19 protein-coding genes are annotated in these 19,491 nt (G+C 38.6%); 6 read left to right on the forward strand and 13 right to left on the reverse strand.

Features of this window, described 5'->3' with window-relative positions; all coding sequences use genetic code 11:
- Positions 1–96 precede the first annotated feature (96 nt).
- The 4 genes from ACTJJG_RS10400 to ACTJJG_RS10415 form a co-directional block, all read right to left on the reverse strand.
- Complete coding sequence (locus ACTJJG_RS10400; protein WP_032057581.1) at positions 97–717, reverse strand: ATP-binding cassette domain-containing protein; 621 nt, start codon at positions 715–717, stop codon at positions 97–99.
- A gap of 4 nt (positions 718–721) precedes the next feature.
- Positions 722–1,414, reverse strand: a complete 693-nt coding sequence (gene modB / locus ACTJJG_RS10405) for a molybdate ABC transporter permease subunit (RefSeq protein WP_032057579.1) — start codon at positions 1,412–1,414, stop codon at positions 722–724.
- The gene (gene modA / locus ACTJJG_RS10410) at positions 1,411–2,196 is read right to left on the reverse strand and encodes a molybdate ABC transporter substrate-binding protein (protein WP_032057578.1); all 786 of its coding nucleotides are present in this window, start codon (positions 2,194–2,196) and stop codon (positions 1,411–1,413) included. Before modA ends, modB begins: the two co-directional genes overlap by 4 nt.
- Positions 2,197–2,383: 187 nt before the next feature.
- Positions 2,384–2,734, reverse strand: coding sequence for a winged helix-turn-helix domain-containing protein (locus ACTJJG_RS10415; RefSeq protein WP_032057577.1), 351 nt, complete (start codon positions 2,732–2,734; stop codon positions 2,384–2,386).
- A 218-nt stretch (positions 2,735–2,952) separates the two neighbouring features.
- Here ACTJJG_RS10415 and antA point away from each other — a divergent pair, with 218 nt between their 5' ends.
- From antA to ACTJJG_RS10435, 4 genes are all read left to right on the forward strand, one after another.
- Entirely contained in the window at positions 2,953–4,368 is a 1,416-nt protein-coding gene (gene antA, locus ACTJJG_RS10420; protein ID WP_019459119.1) for an anthranilate 1,2-dioxygenase large subunit, read from the forward strand.
- A 2-nt stretch (positions 4,369–4,370) separates the two neighbouring features.
- Positions 4,371–4,862 carry an anthranilate 1,2-dioxygenase small subunit gene (gene antB, locus ACTJJG_RS10425; RefSeq protein ID WP_032057575.1) on the forward strand — a complete coding sequence of 164 codons (492 nt, stop codon included), beginning with the start codon at positions 4,371–4,373 and terminating at the stop codon, positions 4,860–4,862.
- Between the two features lie 12 nt (positions 4,863–4,874).
- Positions 4,875–5,903 (forward strand): anthranilate 1,2-dioxygenase electron transfer component AntC, encoded by a 1,029-nt coding sequence (gene antC / locus ACTJJG_RS10430; RefSeq protein ID WP_032057574.1) that lies wholly within the window; start codon positions 4,875–4,877, stop codon positions 5,901–5,903.
- A 447-nt stretch (positions 5,904–6,350) separates the two neighbouring features.
- A complete protein-coding gene (locus ACTJJG_RS10435) occupies positions 6,351–7,403 on the forward strand; it encodes an AraC family transcriptional regulator (RefSeq protein WP_032057573.1) in 1,053 nt (350 codons plus the stop codon).
- 55 nt (positions 7,404–7,458) lie between these two features.
- Here the strand turns inward: ACTJJG_RS10435 and ACTJJG_RS10440 are convergent, their stop codons facing one another.
- From ACTJJG_RS10440 to ACTJJG_RS10460, 5 genes are read right to left on the reverse strand one after another with little or no spacing between them, the layout of a single operon-like run.
- Positions 7,459–8,406, reverse strand: a complete 948-nt coding sequence (locus ACTJJG_RS10440) for a SphA family protein (RefSeq protein WP_032057571.1) — start codon at positions 8,404–8,406, stop codon at positions 7,459–7,461.
- A gap of 52 nt (positions 8,407–8,458) precedes the next feature.
- Positions 8,459–8,989, reverse strand: coding sequence for a flavin reductase family protein (locus tag ACTJJG_RS10445; RefSeq protein WP_032003622.1), 531 nt, complete (start codon positions 8,987–8,989; stop codon positions 8,459–8,461).
- A 28-nt stretch (positions 8,990–9,017) separates the two neighbouring features.
- Positions 9,018–10,256, reverse strand: a complete 1,239-nt coding sequence (locus ACTJJG_RS10450; protein ID WP_032057570.1) for a styrene monooxygenase/indole monooxygenase family protein — start codon at positions 10,254–10,256, stop codon at positions 9,018–9,020.
- A 43-nt stretch (positions 10,257–10,299) separates the two neighbouring features.
- The gene (locus ACTJJG_RS10455; RefSeq protein WP_032057568.1) at positions 10,300–11,085 is read right to left on the reverse strand and encodes an SDR family oxidoreductase; all 786 of its coding nucleotides are present in this window, start codon (positions 11,083–11,085) and stop codon (positions 10,300–10,302) included.
- Between the two features lie 11 nt (positions 11,086–11,096).
- The gene (locus tag ACTJJG_RS10460; RefSeq protein WP_032070682.1) at positions 11,097–12,347 is read right to left on the reverse strand and encodes a dienelactone hydrolase family protein; all 1,251 of its coding nucleotides are present in this window, start codon (positions 12,345–12,347) and stop codon (positions 11,097–11,099) included.
- Between the two features lie 369 nt (positions 12,348–12,716).
- On the opposite strand from ACTJJG_RS10460, the gene ACTJJG_RS10465 reads away from it, so the two are divergent.
- Together ACTJJG_RS10465 and ACTJJG_RS10470 are read left to right on the forward strand one after the other, a co-directional pair.
- Positions 12,717–13,928 carry an OprD family outer membrane porin gene (locus ACTJJG_RS10465; RefSeq protein ID WP_370510456.1) on the forward strand — a complete coding sequence of 404 codons (1,212 nt, stop codon included), beginning with the start codon at positions 12,717–12,719 and terminating at the stop codon, positions 13,926–13,928.
- Positions 13,929–13,944: 16 nt separating this feature from the next.
- Positions 13,945–15,288, forward strand: a complete 1,344-nt coding sequence (locus ACTJJG_RS10470) for an MFS transporter (RefSeq protein WP_032057563.1) — start codon at positions 13,945–13,947, stop codon at positions 15,286–15,288.
- A gap of 69 nt (positions 15,289–15,357) precedes the next feature.
- Here ACTJJG_RS10470 and ACTJJG_RS10475 read toward each other — a convergent pair whose 3' ends face one another.
- The 4 genes from ACTJJG_RS10475 to ACTJJG_RS10490 form a co-directional block, all read right to left on the reverse strand.
- On the reverse strand, positions 15,358–16,344 hold the full coding sequence (locus ACTJJG_RS10475) for an AraC family transcriptional regulator (protein WP_005069281.1): 987 nt from the start codon (positions 16,342–16,344) through the stop codon (positions 15,358–15,360).
- Between the two features lie 327 nt (positions 16,345–16,671).
- Positions 16,672–17,457: a 3-hydroxybutyrate dehydrogenase gene (locus ACTJJG_RS10480; protein WP_032057560.1), complete on the reverse strand. Its 786-nt coding sequence runs from the start codon at positions 17,455–17,457 to the stop codon at positions 16,672–16,674.
- A 33-nt stretch (positions 17,458–17,490) separates the two neighbouring features.
- Positions 17,491–18,912 (reverse strand): GntP family permease, encoded by a 1,422-nt coding sequence (locus tag ACTJJG_RS10485; RefSeq protein ID WP_032057558.1) that lies wholly within the window; start codon positions 18,910–18,912, stop codon positions 17,491–17,493.
- A gap of 397 nt (positions 18,913–19,309) precedes the next feature.
- Positions 19,310–19,441, reverse strand: coding sequence for a hypothetical protein (locus tag ACTJJG_RS10490; protein WP_002113882.1), 132 nt, complete (start codon positions 19,439–19,441; stop codon positions 19,310–19,312).
- Positions 19,442–19,491: the final 50 nt, after the last annotated feature.

A 19,491-nucleotide genomic window follows, 5' to 3' on the forward strand; every position in this document is an offset into this window, starting at 1 on the left:
AGTAACTTTTTAGGGTTCAATCTCCAGCAGGCTAAGAATGAGTTCTCTATAACTCCGACTCTCGTAAGTTTGGAAATGCATATAAAAAATGAAAAATTATAAAATCCACATAGTTTCGGTCAGATGTTTAATCTCTTGAATATCATGACTCACATAAATCATTGGAATTTTTATTTCCTCTTTTACTTTCTGAAAAAAAGGAATAATTTCGGCTTTATGATTCGCATCTAATGCTGATAAAGGCTCATCAAGCAGTAACAGCTTAGGTGAATATAACAATGCTCGACCCAGTGCTACGCGCTGTTTTTCCCCTCCTGAGAGTTTAATGGGCATGCGTTGTAATAAGTGCCCTAATTTTAATAACTCAATAATGTAATCTGTTTCGAAGTGACGTTCTTGTTGGGATAGACGCTTAAGACCAAATAATAAGTTTTGCTTTACCGTTTTATGCGGAAAAAGCTGAGCATCTTGAAAAACCAATCCAACATGCCGCTTTTGGGTACTCAAGTTAATTTTTTGATCTGAATCAAACCATGTTTGTTCCTGTATTTTAATGAGCCCACTACGCGGAGTGTTCAGGCCAGCAATGGCATGTAAAATCGATGTTTTACCTGAACCCGATGCACCGAATAAGCCAATAACAGAAGCATCTGACTGGAAACTAGGTTCAATATGAAATTGACCCATGTGTAGCTGAAAACGGCAATCAATTAACATATTTCTACCGCCCTAAGCGTTTCTTTTGATAACGATGAAACCACTGTGCAAACCATAGCGCTAAAAATGCCACGCTTAGCGATAAAACAATAAGTCGTTGAATAGCGGCCTCTGTATCGGGTTGTTGCATTAAGCTATACATGGCTAGAGGCAAAGTTCGTGTTTCATTAGAAATATTACCTACAAAGGTAATGGTGGCCCCAAACTCACCTAAACTACGGCAAAAACATAAAATAGCACCAATTAAAATGCCACTGCTGGCAAGAGGTAAAGTGACATGAAAAAATGCCCCTAAAGATGAAGCACCTAATGTCTTTGCTGCCATTTCTAAACGCTGATCGACCAGTTCAATCGCTAGACGAATAGATTGAACCAATAGCGGGAAACCCATCACTGCCGAGGCAAGAACGGCGCCTTTCCAGTTAAATGCAAAATCAATTCCAAGCGGTGCCAAATATTGCCCAATAACGCCGCGGCTACCAAAAACTTGTAAAAGCAAATAACCAGGTACAACAGGAGGTAACACCAAAGGTAAAAACACTAACGTTTCAATAAATGACTTACCCCAGAACTCTTTACGTGCCAAAAACCATCCCACACAAATTGCAGGAATAATACTGACCACAAGACAACTTGCTGCAACCTTACAAGAAAGTTGCAGAACGCTGAGCTCTTCTGGGGTTAAAGAGAACATCATGGTTTAACTGGGGTGAGCACACTAAAGCCATACTTTTTAAAGACAGCTTTGGCTTGGGTGCTTTGTAAAAATTGATAGAACTTTGCTGAGTTTGAGTTCTTTTTAATCATCCCTACAGGATAAATAATTGGCGAATGTGTATTTTCCGGAAATACACCCACTACTTTTACATCTTTACTAATTGCAGCATCAGTTGCATAGACAATACCGACTTGACATTCACCACGCGCAACAAAGTTTAGCGCTGCTCGAACATCTTCTGTTTCGACTAACTTTGGCTCAACACGACTCCACCAACCTAAGTTAGTAAAAGCTTGTTTAGCATATTTGCCTACAGGCACACTTTTAGTATCCCCTGTACAAATCTTGCCTGTAAACACTTTATTAGGATCGGTGGCTTTATCTAGTTTTATATTTAGTGAATGCCTTTTAGGGGTAATTAGAACCAAACGGTTACCTAGTAAATTTATACGGTCATTTGCTGCAACTCGTTTTTTGTTTTGCAGATAATCCATCCACTGGGTATCTGCTGAAATAAATACATCGGCTGGTGCTCCAGCTTCAATTTGTTTAGCTAATGTCGATGAGCCTGCATATGAAGTTTTGACTTCTACTTTATTCTGTTTTTCGTAAATTTTTTCTAAATCATTAATCGCATTCGTTAAGCTCGCTGCTGCATAAACGGTAACCGATTCAGCCTTGGCTGAGATATTAAAGAGCAATCCTATGCTGAGGACTGAACAGGCTAAAGCCAATTTTTTTATCTTCGTATCACTTACCATTATTTTTACCTTTTTGTCGTTTTAGCAGCGATATATACCCAAGAATATAGCGCTACACGAAGATTATGAAAAGTATAATTCGTTAAATATAGATGACTGTAATGCAGCAGTGCTTTTTCAGCATGTACTTTGGATTAAGCAAAAGCTATACCACATTAAAAAATTCAGTCGCTATGAAAGTTTTTATTTAGCCTTTTAAATAGCTACTCATGATTTGATAATCATGTTCTAAGGCTTGTCGAGCATTGATTTCCATTTGGCGGTAATGCTGTAAGACTTTCTGACCCAAAGCTGTAACGGCTGCCCCACCACCATGTGTTCCGCCTGTTTGAGTTTCAACTAAAGCTATTTCAAAGCACTGGTTCATCGTATCGACCAACTGCCATGCACGGCGGTAGCTCATATTCATAGATTTTGCAGCTTGTGAGATTGAACCAGTTCTCTCAATTGCTTCAAGTAAGTCTGCCTTACCCGGACCAAATGCAATGTTTTGCTCTAAAAGAATTCTAATTTGTAATTTTAAGTTTTGTTCTTTCATAGACTTAGTTCACAAAATTTCATTTTATGCTCTTTAACATTATAAGGAACTTTAATAGGTTAAAACACATACAAATTTAAGTCTCTACTCTTTCTTAAAAAGAGTTCAATTAAAAAAAATCAAAACTGCACAAAGTGGATAAAGATCTGGAAAAAACGGATAGAGGCTCAGGCTTAATCGCGGTTCAATCAGTTAAAAGCTGATTGGAGGATTGAGCAATGACCTCATCTAATTTAAAACAATGGAATGATTTTGTAGATGGATGTATCGACTTCCGTCCTAACGATGGCGTGTTTCGTATTGCACGTAATATGTTTACCGAGCCTGAACTATTTGACTTGGAAATGGAGCTTATTTTTGAAAAGGTTTGGATTTATGCATGTCACGAAAGTGAGATTCCAAACAATCATGATTTCCTAACAGTTCAAATTGGTCGTCAACCGATTATTGTGAGCCGTGATGGTAAAGGCGAATTACACGCGATGGTCAATGCTTGTGAACACCGCGGTGCGACCTTAACACGCGTTGCTAAAGGCAACCAGTCAACCTTTACATGTCCGTTCCACGCATGGTGCTATAAGTCAGATGGCCGTTTGGTTAAGGTAAAAGCGCCTGGTGAATATTGTGAAGATTTTGATAAATCAAGCCGTGGCTTAAAACAAGGCCGTATTGCCAGCTACCGTGGTTTCGTATTTGTAAGTCTTGATACTCAAGCAACAGATTCTTTAGAAGACTTTTTAGGCGATGCAAAACTGTTCCTTGATTTAATGGTTAACCAGTCGCCAACAGGTGAACTCGAAGTATTACAGGGCAAGTCATCTTATACCTTTGCAGGTAACTGGAAGCTACAAAATGAAAATGGCTTAGATGGTTACCATGTCAGTACCGTTCACTATAACTATGTCTCTACAGTCCAACACCGTCAACAAGTCAATGCATCAAAAGGTGAAGAACTCGATACGCTTGACTACAGCAAGTTAGGTGCCGGTGACTCAGAAACTGACGATGGTTGGTTTAGTTTTAAAAATGGCCATAGCGTATTGTTTAGTGACATGCCGAACCCAACAGTTCGTCCGGGTTACAGCACAGTTATGCCATATATGGTCGAAAAATATGGCGACAAATATGCTGAGTGGGCAATGCACCGTTTAAGAAACTTGAACTTGTACCCTAGCCTATTCTTTATGGACCAAATTAGTTCTCAGCTTCGTATTGTTCGCCCTGTGGCATGGAATAAAACTGAAGTCATTAGCCAATGTATTGGTGTTAAAGGTGAATCTGCTGAAGCACGCCGTAACCGTATTCGCCAGTTTGAAGATTTCTTTAACGTATCAGGCCTTGGTACACCAGACGATTTAGTTGAATTCCGTGAACAGCAAAAAGGTTTCCAAGCACGACTTGAACGTTGGAGCGATATTTCGCGTGGTTGTCAGTCTTGGGAATATGGTGCAACTAAAAACTCACAAGATTTAGGCATTCAACCTGTCATTACTGGCCGTGAGTTTACCCACGAGGGACTCTATGTAAATCAACATGGACACTGGCAACGCCTAATGCTCGACGGCTTAAATAAAAAAGCGCTGAAAATGCAGGATATTACTTTTGAAAACAATGCCGTAATGGATGAGGTGTAACCATGTCACAAGAACTACATTTTGCTGTATCTCAGTTTTTGTACAAAAAGGCAGAGCTTTGTGATGCTTATGACTGGGATGCCTATCTAGAGCTTTACGATGAAGATAGTGAATATCATATTCCACAGTGGATTGATGACCATAACTATGTTCAAGATCCAAATCAGGGCTTGTCTTATATTTATTATGCGGACCGTACTGGACTCGAAGACCGTGTATTCCGTATTCGTACAGGTAAAGCAGCATCTGCAACTCCGTTACCACGTACTTTGCATAGCATAAACAACATCCGAGTTAAAACATTGGATGATGGATTAATTGAAGCAAAAGTTGCATGGCAAACGCTTTATAACCGTCAAGGATTAGAAGGTTGTTTTTACGGACATGCCACTTATCTTTTACATCAAACAGCAGATGGTTTCCGCATTCGTCGTCAGCACAGCATTTTGTTGAATGACAAAATTGATTCCGTTTTAGACTTCTATCACGTTTAAGGGGAATGAAAAATGGGACATTCAGTTGCACTTAACTTTGCCGATGGCAAAACCTTTTTCATTTCGGTAAATAACGATGAATTGCTGCTTGATGCAGCAGTTCGCCAAGGAATTAACCTCCCGCTAGACTGCCGTGAAGGTGTTTGTGGTACCTGTCAGGGACAGTGTGAAACCGGTATTTATGAACAAGAATATGTTGATGAAGATGCATTAAGTGAACGTGATTTGGCTGAGCGTAAAATGTTAGCTTGCCAGACGCGTGTGAAATCAGATGCAGCTTTTTATTTCGATCATGATTCTGCTATTTGCAATGCTGGCGACACCTTAAAAATTGAAACCCAAGTGACTGCGGTTGAGCTTGTTTCTGAAACGACAGCAATCTTACATCTTGATGCAAGCAATCATGCTGAACAGCTTCAGTTTTTACCGGGTCAATATGCTCGTTTGCAAATTCCAGATACTGAAGACTGGCGCTCTTATTCTTTTGCAAATAGACCAAACGCAACCAATCAATTGCAATTCTTAATTCGTCTCTTGCCTGATGGTGTGATGAGTAATTATTTGCGTGATCGTTGTCAGGTTGGACAAACCCTACTTATTGAAGCACCACTTGGTAGTTTCTATTTACGTGAAGTACAGCGTCCACTGGTTTTTGTGGCAGGTGGAACAGGATTATCTGCTTTCTTGGGAATGCTTGATAACTTGGTTGAGCAGCCTAACTCACCTGCCGTTCAGTTGTACTACGGCGTAAATAATGAAACCGACTTGTGTGAACAACAGCGTTTACATGCCTACGCGGAGCAGCTACCAAACTTTAGTTATCACCCGATTGTGACTAAAGCAACCGAAGCTTGGCAAGGTAAAGCGGGCTATATTCATGAGCACTTGAATAAAGATCAATTGGCCGAGCAGGCTTTTGATATGTATTTATGTGGCCCACCACCGATGATTGAAGCCGTTAAAAATTGGTTAGATGAACAATCTTTGCAAAACTATCGTATTTATAGCGAGAAGTTTTTACAGAGCAATACATCACGTTGAAGTATAAATAATTTAAAAACCACTAAAACCTGAAATGATTCAATATACTCTTATAAGGGGTATATTGAATTTTTGCATTCAAATTAAAAGTTTTTATATATCAATAATATAAAACAATAAATTCCGACAAAATAAATTGACCAGCTCACTCGGATTTGCTATAAATTTTGATAGATCTTAAGGAATAAGATCATGATGAGATTAACTTATAGCACCTTTTATATCCCCCTATTCTATTTCTCGAATTTACTAAATTGATGGATAAAATCCGATGTAAAAATTTGAGAAAATCACATTAACTAGCGGTTAAATTGGTCTGTATTTTGCTTATATCTCATTGTAATTTACGAGTAACTTAATTTTTTAAGTGCCGTATTTACGTGTTGCAAAGCTAAGGTTTCACATATTTTGCACAGTAAATACAGGAGTGAGCCAAAAGGGATAAATATGAACCAAGCCAACTCCCCCGAACTCAGTGGACGTCATTTTCAAAATGAGTCGATCTTTACTGATCATAATTTGGTGTTTGATCACCACGATTTAAGTGAAACCTGCCGAAATGTAGGTCAAATTTTTAAACCACATGATCTTAAAATCTCTCATCAGAAGCGAGATTTCAGTGCAACCATGCACCATGTTAAAACAGGCGCATTGTCTATTAGTCGCTTGGAATATGGCGCGGATGTCATTATTGAACCAGATCACCTTGATAACTTTTACCTAATTCAAATTCCAACTCAAGGCTACGCAGAAATCGAGTTTGGTTCACAAAAGTTTATTTCTTATTCTCAAGTTGCATCTCTTATTTCACCTCAGCAATCTTTACGTATGCGCTGGCATGCGAACTCACCGCAGCTCATTCTAAAAGTTTCAAAGGATGATTTTACGTATCATTGCCGTCAGCATATTGCTGATTCAGAAAATAACTTACTCGTTTTCGACCCAAAATTAGACTTTTCTACACAAAGTGGAGCCTATTTTTTACAGCTCGTTAGAACCTTGATGGATGCTTTAGCCTGTGATCAACACCCGCTTCATCATCCTTTAGCCTTTAAACAATTTGAGTCAAATTTGTTTAATGCACTTATTTATGGTCAACCCAATAATGCGTTGCATAAAATAGACCAGCATAAAGAAAAAACAGTCTCTCCTTATTTCGTAAAGCGCACAGAAGCCTATATTAAAGAACATTTACATGAGCCGCTTAATGTCGAAATTTTGGCTGAACATGCAGGCGTGAGTGTGAGAACGCTATTTACCGGTTTTAAAAATTATTTGGGGACAACCCCAATGTCTTATTTAAAAGAGTTACGCTTTGAGCAAGCCCATTTAGAGCTGATGCACAATGAAAATCTATCGGTCACAGACGTTGCATTTAAATGGGGATTTAGCCATTTAGGCCGTTTTTCTCAAGAATATAAACGCCGTTATGGTGAGTTACCTTCGTCTACTCGCCGATCTGGTCACAGTGAAGGCTTAATTACTTCAACTTTTTCTTAAACTAAAATAGATAAAAGCCTTTTATATTTTTGATATAAAAGGCTTTTTTTATGAATTAAAAATGATGGACATAACGAACTTGTAGTCGTGTTCCCTCTGGTCGATTTTCAGCATCTTGCTCAAAATAAGCATTTGCAACCAAGTGATCATTTTTAGAAAAACTATACATCGCACCCAGACCAATCGCCCAGACTTGTTCACGTCGGCCTTTGACTTTTTCACCATCAACTTCGGTGTCCGTGACTTGTTTTAGCCAATAACCATTTAGTCCTAAGCGGAACTGTTCAGTAATGGCATAGTCTGTTGCGAAGTTTGCATGAATTGCTTGCCCTGCCTGCATATCATTTGCTCCAGCAAAAGCATAGCTTGGGTCATTATTCTTAAAGTTATAGAGATAATGAATACGTGTGGAAGCGGTCCATTTGGGATTAAACCAATATGTGGCAGCCCAATAAGGATCAAATGAAACAGCATTATTACTTGGGTTAATATCTTTTTGTTGATCGTATTCGCCCGTAGGTAAATTCACCTGAAATTCAAAACGATGTACAAATTTTGGCCCTTGTGCACGCATGACTGGATCAAACTGAATAAAAGGTCCAATCATAATGTCCCCAAAGCCACTTTGGGCTTTAATGGCAGCATTATTCAAGCCATCATCCATGTCCATTTTGCTGACAAAAGGAATTAAAAAATTTATACCTAAACTGGCTTTATCTTTTACTCGGACATTTGATAAATAACTAATCTGTTCAACCAGGACTTGATAATTTAAATCTGTTTTAGGTAAACCGAGTTTTTGTCCATTGGAATCGACCAGTTTATTGCTATCGTAATTTTGAAAATAGGTTTGAGCATACCAACCGGGCCCTGCGGGTAAACCACCATCGAGAAAGCTGGTCATACCTAAGTTTACGGTCGGTAAATCATAGGCATGCGTAATCAATGGCAAACCCAACAATATCCCTGCGAAAAATCCATGTTTAATTAAAGTGCTTTTCATCTTCTTATTTCCTATAAAAAATCACGACCGGATTGATCGTGATTATGGTGAATTAACCTGCTAATTCTGGATGCTCAGCGGCAATCCGATACTTTCCTGCGTGAAATACCAATGGTTCACCTTGGCGCTGTTGGTATTGTTCAATTTGACCAATAAAAATCAGGTGATCTCCGCCTTCATATTGATTTACATTGCGGCAAACCAAGGTTGCGAGTGCATCGGATAAAATTGGAACGCCAGCATTGCATTGTTGATGGGCAATGCCTGCAAATTTGTCTTCGGCACCTCGAGCAAAATGCCCCGAAAGCTGATGATGCTCTTGCGCCAACATGTGGATGGCAAAATATTCAGCTTCTACAAAATCAGACAAACTTGGCGCTGTTTTTGATAGACTCCACAAAATTAATGGCGGATCTAAAGACAGAGATGAAAACGAATTGGCTGTCATACCTATTTTCCGGCCATCTTTACCACGAGTGGTAATCACGGTAACGCCAGTTGCAAACTGACCAAGCAAATTACGAATTTCTCTTGGGTTTTCAGCATTAATCGCTTGTAAAGCTAAAGTTTCAATTGTGTCCATTTTTAATTCTCCCTTTGCTGTTTTGCCCTTAAGCCACTTTTGCTGTGGTTTTTGAGGCCAAGAATGCTTGAGCTTGATCTGCATCAAACCACCAAGGAGCAAATGCGCGTGGGTCATCAAAGTTATTGGCCATAATTGAAGCAATGCTCTGGTTTTGACTTGCAGCTGCTAGGAGTTCAACGACATGAGGCTCAGGTGGTAATAACAAGCTATTGGTCCAAGCCACGACTTTTTCTGCATAAGCCCAATAACGCTCAAAAGTTTGAACCATCCATTGTTCGCTAAAGCTTTGATTATCATTGGCTAAAATGGCATCGAAATAGATCTTGCTACACTTAGCCGCATTGTTTGAGCCTTGACCAGTAATTGGATCATTGACCACTAAGGCATCTGCCATGCCAAAAATCTTTTTGCCAGAGGGTAAGGTTAAAACGGGTTTGCGTACGGTCGGCGGGAAGCGCCCTGCCAAATATCCGCCTGCATCAGTCAACTCAACATTTGTGCAGCGTTCATATTCCCAAGGCACAAATTTCTTGAGTAAGTCCAAACTACATTGCAGATGTTGTTCAGGTGTTTTCACATCTTGCCAGCAATCCATCGGTCCATTTGGAATTCCTTCAAACACCATAATGTCGCAAGGACCATTGATGGTCAGTGCCGGAAATGAAAAGTATTCGCCGACTTCAGGAATAATGTTAAAAGTCACACGTGAATAAGGTGAAATTGGCTTCATGTTTTTGACGTAGGTCAAAGCCAAAGCGCGTTGAGGCTTATCAAAAACACTGCGCACATCATCACGTTCAAACTGTTTAACAACCTCACCTTTACCAGCAGCGAGTAATACAAGCTCATAGTCGTTTGCAAGTTGTTCTAACTCTTCTATTCCCACATCCTGAATCACCAATCGACCGCCACGGCGTTCAAATTCTTCCATCCAATATGGCATTTTGACGCGTTGATCGACCGATTGAGCGTAGCGCTCAAGACGAGCGCTCCATTCAAATGCTTTACTACCATTTTCAGGATTAACTAAAGCTAGCCCAATGCCTTCTACTGCTGGACATTGTTCTTCCCAGAAATTTAGTCCCAAGTCACGTTCAGTTTGTAAAGCGGTATGAAACATACACTGGCTTGACATGACTTTACCTTGACGGATTTCATCAGCAGTTCGGTTGGTAATCATGGTTACGTCGTAACCTGTATCTAATAACCCCAAACCAAGCTGTAAACCAGACTGTCCTGCTCCAACAATTGCAATACGGCGCATAATATTCTCCATAATTTTCTAAATGTGCTTTTAAAACGTTGTGCTATTCGGCTAAACGTGGAATAGCGGGCTGTGATCCTTCAGGGCCCATTACTGAATATCCACCGTCGACCGCATAATCTGCTCCGGTGACAAAACTCGCAGCGGGTGACAATAAAAACAAAACAACATTGGCAACTTCTTCGGGATGACCCAATCGGCCTAGCAAGTGATAATCGGCTGCCACGCTATCGGCTTTTTCACGGTTATTACCGCTGACTTCTGCAATGACTCGAGACCATGTCCAACCCGGAGAAACTGAATTGACGCGAATACCATCGGTAGCAAAATCCATTGCCATGCTTTGTGTGAGTTGACGTATTGCGGCTTTAGACACCGGGTATAACCAGCGCCCTGTTTGTGCCACTTTGGCCGAGATTGAAGTAAAATTAACGATTGAACCTTGCTGCTTTTTTAGGTCATGGTATAAAGCACGGCTCAGCTCAACTGTTGAGACCAAATTAATATCGAGTGCTTGTAACCAGTCCTGACGTGAAGATTTAAAACCATCATCTAAGTAAGTACATGCCAAATTCACCAAGTAACTCACTTCACCTAAATGTTGGTGAATATCTGCCACAGCTTGTTGAATAGCCACATCGCTGGTTAAATCGGTTTGAATAAACATCACATCATGGTTAAAGCTTTCTGCAATTGCCTTGCCTTTGGCATCAATATCTAAAATAGCGACATGAGCACCCGCACTCACCAAAGCTTGCACAACAGCTTTACCAATGAGTGTTGCGCCACCACTCACCACAGCGACTTTTCCTTTTAAATCTATATGCATTGCAATACTCCTTAATTGACTGGCTTGCCTTCACTACTTGACCAAGATGGCATCAAAGTATTGGAAGGAAGATCTTCATCAAGAAGTTTTCGCGCTGTCTCGACACCTGCAACTGGTAAGCCCGTTGGATCTAATAAACCAATTTGAACGAGTACCGACGCTTGATCCCAGTAAATATGCTCATGGCACAGTTTTGAGCCTCTGAACTGAATTACACCTAACATTGGAATTTCGACATATTTGCCAGTTGGCTTTACACCCGGTAATAACCAGTCAATTTCAGCATCGTGGGTAAAGCTCATAATGAACTCATCTACCACTTGCGTTGAGCCAACCGTACGAGAGATCGAAGTGATCTTCATATCTTTTGGATTTTGATGAACAAAGTGATATTGATAAAAACGGGCAAGCTGGCTTTGGCCTACACCACCAGTTAAGGTTGGAATATGGTTGACATAAGGTTCTGCAACCATTGTTGCCATGGTTGCGGGCACGTCACGCGTATCGAACTCATGACGAATATGCTCTTCCCATAGTGCAACTAAGTCATATTTCGGCCCAATCGTTTCATGTAGTGCTGTCACTGTACGCTCGTGGGCAAAACGAGCTGAAGGTTTGTGATAATGATTGCTTTTGGGGCGTGCAAAAGCATGATCAACACCTTCATAAATATAAGCTTGTACATTTGAATATTGGTTGGCTGCATCGACAATCGTTTGTCTCGCATCTGGCGGTGTAAATTGGTCCAGTTCTGCAATATGTAAAACCAAACGCCCCTTTACGTTGGCTAACTCATCTAAGGCTTTTTCAATGCCTACACCGTAATAACCTACGGCACATGCCACTTCAGAAAGTCGACAGCCTGAAAGATACGCAAGCTTTCCACCTAAACAATAGCCCACTACGCCGAGACCTGTAGAGGTATCACATTCTGGTTGTGTCTTTAAAAAAGCTAAGCTGTCCTGAATATCTTCAACACCGAGGTTTTCATCATATTGCTGATAAAGTTCAAAAGCTTTTTGAAAGTCATCTGGTGTATAACCGAGTTCAATATTAGGTGCTACACGCCAAAATAAATCAGGAACTAAAACGGTATAGCCTTCTTCTGCAAGAAATTCTGCTTTTTCTCGCATGGCTGCATTCACCCCAAAGATTTCCTGACAAAGCACAACTCCAGGTCCTTTTCCTGTTTTTGGTGTTGCTAGATATGCACTGAACTGCTTTCCAGATGCTGTTTTAATTTGAACGGTTTGACCAGCCATAGTGTCAACTCCTGACATTGTTATGGTTTTATCTTCTATCCGAATATTTTTTTAGGCTGTCCAAAAGCTGCAAGCACTATCCAATCTCTGCGCAATTATCAAAATCAATAAAAATGGATAAAACACAAAAAACAAGAAAACTAATAAATTTCATAACTTTAAATTAAAAAATTAAATTAATACTTTTTATCTAATTTGGAAAAAATGGATGAAGATTAGGACTTATTGGATAGTGACGATTGGCTAAAAATAGTTCAATCAAGTCATGTAATTCGTTTGATTACATAAAAAAAGCCCAGTCATTTTCTAAATTAAGGCGTTTTATTTATGCATCGACCATGGCCAATTTATGGACAACAAAAAACGTTAATGCTCATCAATATTTTATGTTGCAGTGCATTTTCTACTCAGGCTTATTCAGCGGATGAAGAATGGAAATTTACATCAAAAAATGCATATATAGACAGAAACTATGACAATCCAGATGTAAAAGATACAGGTAGCTGGTCACAATCCCTCTCTCTATTTTACAACTCAAATATGCATGATACGCCGTTAGAAATTGGTGGAACCCCGATTCAAATTGGCGCAAATGCTTCAGCACAATATGCGGTTCGATTAAGCCAAGATAAACATGTTGCAGATACGGTATTACCTTTTGATAAAGCCACGCAGTCACAAGCACCCGATTATCTAAAATATGGCGCGACCTTAAAGTTAGGCTATAACAAAACGCTACTCAGCATTGGCGAATTATGGCTGGATTTACCCGTAACCACTGTAGATGCAAGTCGGCAACTCCTGACATCTTATTGGGGAACTAACCTTAAGAGCCAACTAAACGATAAGCTTTTTGCAGAAATTGGCCGTATTGAAAAAGTATCACCGCGAAACGAAGAAGATTTCCATCGATTTTCTTTTACTTCAAAAGGTCTGACTGGCTACTCTGATGGCCTTAACTATATAGATCTTCGCTATCAATTTACGCCTACATTGAAGGGTGAATATTACTTTGGGAATATGGAGGATTTATATAACAAACATTATGTCGGCGTTGACCACCTATGGAAAAATTCTAATTTTTCAGTTAATTCAAAATTCAAATATTTCAATGCTAAAGATAATGGAAATCTATTTGACATCGACGCACAAAATATAGGGTTACTAGAAACGCTTAAAGTAAAAAATCACAGCTTTGGTGTGGGTTATCAGCAAATTATTGGTGAGTCTGCGTACCCGTTACCAGATGGTTTCTTGCCTGAAACTTATTTCATTAACTGGAACACGACTGGTTTCTTCAAACAAGATGAAAAGTCTTATCACTTCATCTATGGCTATGACTTTAAAGATTATGTGCCTGGTTTAAATACCACTTTCAAATATGTATATGGCGATCACTTCAAAACAGCAGATGGCTTAAAAAACAAAGAAAGTGAAGCAAACGTTATTGTCAATTATGCCCTTCAACAGCCACTCCTCAAAGGTTTAGCTCTTCAATACATCTTCATCAATTACGACGTTAAGCATGGAAACGATTTCTCTGAAAACCGTTTCTTCGTCAATTACAGCAAAAAATTTTAATGAATAAGGAATACATATGAAAACGATAGATGCAAACACGATTATCAATCGCGAAAAACTGTCTCCATTACAATGGATGGTTTTTATCCTAGGCTTTTTTGTCTTCTTCTGTGATGGTCTAGATACAGGGATTATCGGTTTTATTGCTCCAGCATTGCTCGATGATTGGGGAATTACCAAGCCTCAGCTTGCTCCAGTTTTAAGTGCTGCTTTAGTGGGCATGTCGATCGGTGCAATTATTTCTGGCCCTTTAGCCGATAAGTTTGGACGTAAAGGTGTCATTGTTTTTACAAGTCTTTTATTTTCCATATTTACGATTTTGTGTGGCTTTGCCAATTCAACCCAAGACTTAATGATTTATCGCTTTATTACAGGTGTTGGTTTAGGCGCAGCCATGCCAAACATCAGTACTATTGTCTCTGAATACATGCCTGTAAAACGTAAAGCATTCCTTACAGGTCTTGCTGGCTGTGGTTTTATGCTGGGTATTTCTTGTGGCGGTGTGTTGTCAGCTTATCTATTAGAAAGCTATGGCTGGGCTAAGGTTATTATTATTGGTGGAAGCATTCCCCTAATTTTAGTGGTTGCTTTATTGCTTAAATTACCTGAATCAACTCAATACTTAATTACACGTCATCAACAAGACAAAGCTCAGCGTATATTAGAAAATATTCAAGGCCATTCTTTTCAAGAGCCGGTAAAACTTGTTTTAACTCAAGCAGAAACTGTATCAGATGAAAATCCGGTTAAAGTAGTTTTAGGAAAATATCTTTGGGGTTCAAGCATGCTTTGGCTCTGCTGTTTTACTAGTCTTTTGGTGTTCTATCTTTTAACAAGCTGGATGCCAACGATTTTAAAAACAGCAGGTTTCAGTACCCAACAGTTTAGTTTAATTGCCGCGATTTTCCCTTTTGGTGGTGTAATTGGCGCAACCATTATGGGATGGTACATGGATAAGCTGAACCCAACCACAGTCATTAAATATTCATATCTAATTGCCTTCGCCCTATTCATTGTCGCAGGTCTAGTAAGCTCAAATATTTTCTTGTTAGGTCTTACTATTTTCTTAATTGGTGCCTTACTCGCTGGTGCTCAGTCCTCATTACTGCCACTTGCAGCTATGTTCTATCCAGCAGTGTGTCGCGCGGTTGGTGTTTCATGGATGCATGGTATTGGTCGTATCGGTGCAATTTTAGGTGCTTTCTTTGGCTCGCTCATTTTTACTTTTAACCTAAGCTTAAGCGGTATTTTCTTTATTCTAGCAATACCAACTTTCATCTCATTTATTGCACTTAGTCTCAAAGTGATTTATGAGAAATCTAAAAACAAACAAGTGTTAAAGCTCGAAGAAAGTTTATAAATATTAGGCAATAAATAAAAAACTGATTTAGTTGCCTAAATCAGTTTTTTTATTTGGAAAAATTAAACATTAGAAAATTTTGCCTTTAGTCTCACTTGGATTTTCTCCAAACTCTTCACGATATTCTTGAGAAAAACGGCTTAAATGGTTAAAGCCCCAGTCATACGCAAGCTTTGAAATAGAAACCTTTTTATCTGCTCCTGTAGTGCTCAAGATTTTGTAAATTTGTTGAAGACGATATTTTTTCAAATACGACATTGGGCTGGTGCCGTAGTATTGTTGAAATTCATCATACAATTTTGATTTTGAAACCCCAGCCAAACGCTGCAAGTCTTCTGCACAGATTTCTTCGTGAGCATGTTCAATAATAAAATTACGAACCTTTCGAATATAAGCTGGCTCATCTTGATGTGAGAGTGACTTTAAAGCTTCAGAGTAGTTGTTTTCTTGAGATAATAGTAAGGCTTTAATTACAAAATTTTCATAGTCTTCAGATAACATCTGTAAACCATAAAAATTACTATATTGCGATTTTAGCTGTAAAAAATTCTGAATATTCTTCCACCACGCTCCAATCAGTTGCTCAGAGTCTAAGTGCATTTCAGGGTTAAAAATGATAGGCGTTTCTATAGGTTTATTCAGTAGATCTGCAAGGACAATCTGCATACTCCGCTCAGGAATAACGACCTGAAATTTTCTACAGTCTTTATCGATAATCAAATCTTGCTGATCGTTATTTGAAACAATGAGGCCTCTGTTTTCATCAGATTGATAATGGGCACCACGAATGTTGAGAGCTTGTCGACCTTGTATAGGCAAACTAATGCTATACGCTTTTAAATTTGAGATGTTGATGGCAACATTTGCACCATAACTGATTGTTCCGATCGCCATTTTTTTATTGGGCAAACGCATTCCGTCATAGTGAAAATCGAGAGTGTCTTTGTAAATTGTATCTAGACGGTGTTCACCACAAATTGTGGACATCAAATTCTGCGCAAATTCAGCTTTGCGTGAATAATGATTGAGTTCCATCTGTTGGCTGAGTGATATCATATCCTTTTCACCTAGCTAAATAACTTATTGCTTAAAAAGCAACTTGTATGCCAATTAATATCCTTTAATTGACGAGTTTTCCTGAAAAATATCGAATCAAGAAAGAGAGTAAAGATTACTTTCTCATACTCTATTAAATTTTAAAAATGGAAATAAGTTAAATACCTTTAAAGTATAATTTCATACCTTAAAAAATTTATTTTATTAGATTTTTATAAGCAAATAGAGTAGAGATAAATCATTATTTTGAACAGCAGACTATCGTAAATTTTTAACGAATAAAAAAGCCGCCTATTTTAAATAAGCGGCTTTTATAAAATATTTAAATTATTGAGCGGTGTAACCACCATCCATAACAACAGCTTGGCCTGTTACCCCACCTGCTTTGCTACTCGCAAGGAAAATCGCATAGTCAGCAATTTCTTCAACAGATAGCAAACGCTTTTGAGGAACCATTGCCAAAATTACATCTTCAAGTGCGCTGTCTAAACTCACATTACGGGTTTTAGCCAAATCTGCAATTTGACCACGAACCAACGGTGTATCTACATAACCCGGGCATAGAGCATTTACCGTAATACCATCGCGTGCACATTCTAATGCCGCAACTTTTGTTAGGCCAATTACGCCGTGTTTAGCACTGTTATAACCTGCTTTTCCAGCGAAACCAATCAAGCCATTAATTGAGGCCATATTAATAATACGACCATATTTTTGAGCTTTCATAATTGGAAAAACATGTTTAATGCCAATAAACGCCCCAGTTAACATGACCTGAACCAACTTTTGAAAAACAGCCGTTGGAAACTCTTCAATAGATGAAACGTGTTGGAAACCAGCATTATTAATTAAGATATCAACCGTACCAAAAGTCTTTTGAGTAAGCTCAATGGCTTGTTTATAAGCATCTTCATCAGTCACATCGCATGGTGCAGATAATGCATCAAAACCTTGCTCTTTAAGTGAGTTCGCCGTTTCTTGACACTTTTCAGCATTCATATCAGAAATAGCAACTTTGGCACCTTCTTGAGCAAATTTCTTAGCAATCTCTAGACCGATACCACTTGCAGAACCTGTAATAAAAGCGACCTTACCTTCTAAAAGTTTCGTCATCTATTTACTCCTTAATACTTATAACGCGCTGATTTAAACAATACCCGTTACGGTAAAGACCGTAATGACCACAAATACCGCTAATGTTTTAATTACCGTAACTGCAAAAATATCTTTATACGATTGTTTATGGGTTAACCCAGTAACAGCCAGTAAAGTAATAACAGCACCATTATGCGGAAGTGTATCCATACCGCCTGACGCCATCGCAACCACACGGTGCATGACTTCTGGTGGAATACCCGCAGCTAAAATCGCGGCGTTATATTGTTCAGCCATCGCACTTAAAGCGATACTCATACCACCTGAAGCTGAACCGGTAATACCCGCTAAAACGGTTGTGGTCACAGCCCCATTGACTAATGGATTTGTAAAGGTACTGCTCATTGCATGGCTAATCAGAGCAAAACCCGGTAATGACGCAATAATTGCACCGAAACCATACTCAGAAGCCGTATTCATCACTGCTAAAAGTGAGCCACCAATACTGGCATTAATGCCCTCTTTAAAATTCGTCACTACACGCTGATAATCAAACAAAATTGCAGAAATAATCCCAACAATCAGCGCAAGGCCCACCGCCCAGATCGCACCAGTTTTCGCAACATCCACGGTGTAATCCGCTAGACCGACAGTGGCAAAATCAAAACCATTTGGATACCACTCTTTGATTGCTTTAGACAAATATTTGTTCATTACAGCAACAAGAATAAGAGGTACAAAAGCTAAAAACTGACGCGCCGTACTTCCGTTATTTTGTAAGTTCATATCGGCTTCAATTTCTTGAGACGGCGTATCGTCTACACCAAAACCAGAGTATCCCTCACCAGCTTTTACAGCTGCACGGCGACGCCATTCTAAGTAAGCCAAACCCATGCATAGAACAAAGATAGCACCGATAATTCCTAGAAATGGTGCAGCATAAATATTGGTGCCAAAGAATGTAGTTGGAATTACGTTTTGAATTTGTGGCGTACCTGGTAATGCATCCATGGTAAATGTAAATGCACCGAGCGCGATGGTTCCCGGAATTAAACGTTTTGGAATATTCGCTTGTCTAAAAAGCTGGTTTGCAAAAGGATAAATGGCAAATACAGCAACAAATAAACTTACACCGCTATATGTTAAAATTGCACCTAACAATACAACGGTTAAAATTGCTTTTTTTGCTCCAATCCATCTCACAATAGTTCGTGCAATAGACTCAGCAATTCCTGACATCTCAACGACTTTACCGAAAATTGCCCCGAGTAAAAATACAAGAAAGTAATCTTTAATAAAGTTCACCATTTTGGGCATAAATACACCCGAATAAAACGGTAAGACATTGGCAGGGTTAATGAGTAGAACAGCAAGTAAGGCACAAATTGGTGCCATGAGAATGACTGAAAAGCCCTTGTAAGCTGTATACATTAACAGCCCAAGCGAAAGTAGAATTACAAATAATTCCCACATATATTCTTTCTCCATAAAGAATAGATATTAGGTTCAATAAAATTACCAAAAGATATTTAGGTTATCCCAAACCTAAAATGATAAAATCACAGTATCTATAAGTGGTAATAGGTAAATGAGCTTAAAAATAAAATATCACTAAAATATTTAAAAACAATGTAATTTATTTAAATTTTAAAATATACATACAATACAAACATTTAAGTTAATTTGTTAGTAAAATTTTATTATTTAAAAGCTATTATTATTTGATAAAACTTATTAATTGTTGAGTAAATTAAATTAATACCAAACATATTATTTAATAAAGATAATTAAATAATATATTTTTTAAAATAATTTGATAAATATAATTCATCTTATTCTTTTGAAATATTGCGCAGATAATTTTTTATCTTTATTTGAATAAAGCAATTTGAAGCTTAATCATCAAAAGATTAGAACAGGAATATAGAGTCGTGTTTTTAATATTCTCATCTTTACTCGAAAACGGCGCTTGTTTATTAAAGATAACTTCTACTTCTGTCACTAGAGTTAGACAATGTAATGAATACTATTACATGTCTACTGATAGAATTT

Source organism: Acinetobacter sp. 22512 (assembly GCF_052044755.1).
Classification (GTDB): Bacteria; Pseudomonadota; Gammaproteobacteria; order Pseudomonadales; family Moraxellaceae; genus Acinetobacter; species Acinetobacter pittii.

Bases quoted from the DNA above. Each gene is read 5' to 3' on its own strand.
- ACTJJG_RS10400 (WP_032057581.1), bottom strand. From the start codon at position 717: ATGTTAATTGATTGCCGTTTTCAGCTACACATGGGTCAATTTCATATT.
- modB (WP_032057579.1), bottom strand. From the start codon at position 1,414: ATGATGTTCTCTTTAACCCCAGAAGAGCTCAGCGTTCTGCAACTTTCT.
- modA (WP_032057578.1), bottom strand. From the start codon at position 2,196: ATGGTAAGTGATACGAAGATAAAAAAATTGGCTTTAGCCTGTTCAGTC.
- ACTJJG_RS10415 (WP_032057577.1), bottom strand. From the start codon at position 2,734: ATGAAAGAACAAAACTTAAAATTACAAATTAGAATTCTTTTAGAGCAA.
- antA (WP_019459119.1), top strand. From the start codon at position 2,953: ATGACCTCATCTAATTTAAAACAATGGAATGATTTTGTAGATGGATGT.
- antB (WP_032057575.1), top strand. From the start codon at position 4,371: ATGTCACAAGAACTACATTTTGCTGTATCTCAGTTTTTGTACAAAAAG.
- antC (WP_032057574.1), top strand. From the start codon at position 4,875: ATGGGACATTCAGTTGCACTTAACTTTGCCGATGGCAAAACCTTTTTC.
- ACTJJG_RS10435 (WP_032057573.1), top strand. From the start codon at position 6,351: ATGAACCAAGCCAACTCCCCCGAACTCAGTGGACGTCATTTTCAAAAT.
- ACTJJG_RS10440 (WP_032057571.1), bottom strand. From the start codon at position 8,406: ATGAAAAGCACTTTAATTAAACATGGATTTTTCGCAGGGATATTGTTG.
- ACTJJG_RS10445 (WP_032003622.1), bottom strand. From the start codon at position 8,989: ATGGACACAATTGAAACTTTAGCTTTACAAGCGATTAATGCTGAAAAC.
- ACTJJG_RS10450 (WP_032057570.1), bottom strand. From the start codon at position 10,256: ATGCGCCGTATTGCAATTGTTGGAGCAGGACAGTCTGGTTTACAGCTT.
- ACTJJG_RS10455 (WP_032057568.1), bottom strand. From the start codon at position 11,085: ATGCATATAGATTTAAAAGGAAAAGTCGCTGTGGTGAGTGGTGGCGCA.
- ACTJJG_RS10460 (WP_032070682.1), bottom strand. From the start codon at position 12,347: ATGGCTGGTCAAACCGTTCAAATTAAAACAGCATCTGGAAAGCAGTTC.
- ACTJJG_RS10465 (WP_370510456.1), top strand. From the start codon at position 12,717: ATGCTCATCAATATTTTATGTTGCAGTGCATTTTCTACTCAGGCTTAT.
- ACTJJG_RS10470 (WP_032057563.1), top strand. From the start codon at position 13,945: ATGAAAACGATAGATGCAAACACGATTATCAATCGCGAAAAACTGTCT.
- ACTJJG_RS10475 (WP_005069281.1), bottom strand. From the start codon at position 16,344: ATGATATCACTCAGCCAACAGATGGAACTCAATCATTATTCACGCAAA.
- ACTJJG_RS10480 (WP_032057560.1), bottom strand. From the start codon at position 17,457: ATGACGAAACTTTTAGAAGGTAAGGTCGCTTTTATTACAGGTTCTGCA.
- ACTJJG_RS10485 (WP_032057558.1), bottom strand. From the start codon at position 18,912: ATGTGGGAATTATTTGTAATTCTACTTTCGCTTGGGCTGTTAATGTAT.